The 2,315-nt window shown below is 46.0% G+C and carries 2 protein-coding genes; both read right to left on the bottom strand.

Annotation, left to right across the window (positions count from 1 at the left end; all coding sequences use genetic code 11):
- Positions 1-486: rRNA maturation RNase YbeY (gene ybeY, locus GRP75_RS24655; protein ID WP_160790639.1), on the bottom strand; the 486-nt coding region annotated here is incomplete at its 3' end.
- Between the two features lie 55 nt (positions 487-541).
- On the bottom strand, positions 542-2,315 hold a 1,774-nt coding region (locus GRP75_RS24650), incomplete at its 5' end, for an HD family phosphohydrolase (protein ID WP_160790638.1).

The raw sequence follows: 2,315 nt of genomic DNA, 5'->3' as shown, positions 1-2,315 counted from the left end.
CCCCGCTTGAGCCAGTACAGCTTCCTGTTTGCCCATCATTTCAGCTTCACTCACATCATCCTGATGATCATAGCCTAACAGATGCAGAAAGCCGTGAACAAACAAAAAACCGATTTCACGCTCAATCGAATGTCCGTATTCTTCGCTCTGAGCTTGCGCTGTCTGTACAGAGATTATAATATCCCCCAGAACATCCGGTACATCATTCATTGAAGTTTCTTCATTCGGTTCGTAAATAATTTCAAGCTCTTCATCCAGTGTCTCCTTCATAGCAAAAGACAACACGTCGGTGGGACGATCAATTCCCCGATAGTCCCTGTTCAACTCATGAATTTGCTCATCATTAACGAAGGTAAGGGCTACCTCACCGTCTGTGACTCCTTCCACTTTGCCTGCCTCCTCCAATAAGGTGTTCAGCAACGTAATCAAGGATTCGTTAATTACCATATCGTTTTGTTCATTATTCCAAGCTAATTGAAGGCCCATGCCAACCGCTCCTTTTAATTCTAGTGCTCTAACCGTGCTTCGTGCACAAGTTATATTAAGCTTTTCCGTTTTCAGACTTGGGCCTTTCCTCTGGATACTCAATACGGGAATGGAAAATCCCCATTACTGTTTCCTTGAGGGTTTGAGCCACGATATCAAGCTCCCGCATGGTCAGCTCACAGTCGTTAAATTGGTGATCATCAAGACGGCTCTTAATAATTTTCTCAATCATGGATTCTACCTGTTCCACCGTCGGCTTCCGTAAGGAACGAACTGCTGCCTCCACACTATCAGCAATTCCCACCACAGCAGACTCTTTAGACTGAGCCTTCGGTCCCGGATAACGAAAATCATCCTCCGTGAAGTCAGGCTCCATCCCTCTCTCTTCAGCCTCACGCAACGCCTTGTGATAAAAATAGTGTAAGAATGTCGTTCCGTGGTGCTGCTCGGCAATATCGCGAATTGGCTTGGGTAGCTTGTAATCCAATTGCATTTCCACCCCGTCACGAGCATGGGCGATAATGATGGATTTGCTCAGCTTGGGCTCTATTGTATCATGTGGATTTTCCAACCCATTTTGATTTTCAATGAAGTACGAAGGCCTCTTGGTTTTACCAATATCATGATAATACGAACCAACCCGGCACAACAAGCCGTTTGCTCCTATAGCCTCCGCTGCGGCCTCTGACAGATTGCCCACCATTACACTATGATGATACGTTCCCGGTGTCTCCGTAAGCAGCTTGCGGAGCAAGGGATGGTTGGGATTCGACAGCTCAACAAGCTTCAGTGCCGACAAGATACCAAAGGTAGACTCAAAAAATGGCATTAGCCCAATAACAAGTATTGCTGTTATCAGACCGCCTGCAAAAGCAAAAGCTACCCCATAGAGCGTCGTCGTTTGAGTCCAATTCCCTTGGTCAATCAGTGCCAGAGAAAAAACAGACAGGGCCCCGAACAGGCATACCATGATCGCCCCTTTGAACAGTGTTGAACGCTGGCTGGCTCGATGGGTAGAGAAAATCGCCGCCAGACAGACCACAAGAGCAAAAAACCCAAAATTAAAGTCAAAAATTTGTCCCTGACGGACATTCAAAATAACACTAGCCAATATACTGAATATAACGGCACATACGAAAGCCAGCGACATATCAAGCAACAGCGTTACGAGCATAGCTCCAAGCGCGATAGGCGCCAGATAGCCGAGATAGGAACGTTCACTGTTCTGCAGTATGGAAATTAACATCATTGCCCCCACTGTAATCGCAAAGATTAATACTAGCATGAGCAACTGCGCATTATTATACTTGAAGTTTCGTGTTCGTGATTGGAATTGACGAATATACATAAACAGGCCCAACGCAAGCATCATAGACAGCATCAGTAGGCCAAATTGTGGCCAATAATTGATTTTATCCTTGAGCAATTCATTTTCATCAAGCAGTGTGTAGATTTCCTGGGTAATAATCTCACCCTTCTTGACGAGTACTTCACCCTGTTTAATGTAAACTGTCGGTGTATCTTCACGAGCCTGTACCTTGGCGTCCTTCGTAGCTGTATCATCATAAAACTTGTTGGCGGTAATCACAAGCCTTGCAAGTTCCTGAACAACCTCCCGTGAAGTACGCTTGGTAAGCGAGCTTGTACTAACCCGCTCCGCTACCTTCGCTCGGGCTGTCTGGGCATCCGTAATTTGATCATTCATCAACCCTGTCACAATCTCACGGGCGACAGGCCGCATTTCAGCAATATCCTCAGATGTAAGGCGCGGACTTTTAATGAATGTCTCCTCTGGAATTCGGTACGTTTGCTCTTTCGTTTTTTCCACC

The organism is Paenibacillus sp. OT2-17, assembly GCF_009827695.1.
GTDB lineage: Bacteria > Bacillota > Bacilli > Paenibacillales > Paenibacillaceae > Paenibacillus > Paenibacillus polymyxa_B.
Note: the sequence above shows the minus strand (reverse complement) of the source record. Positions and strands in the feature narration are given on the sequence as shown.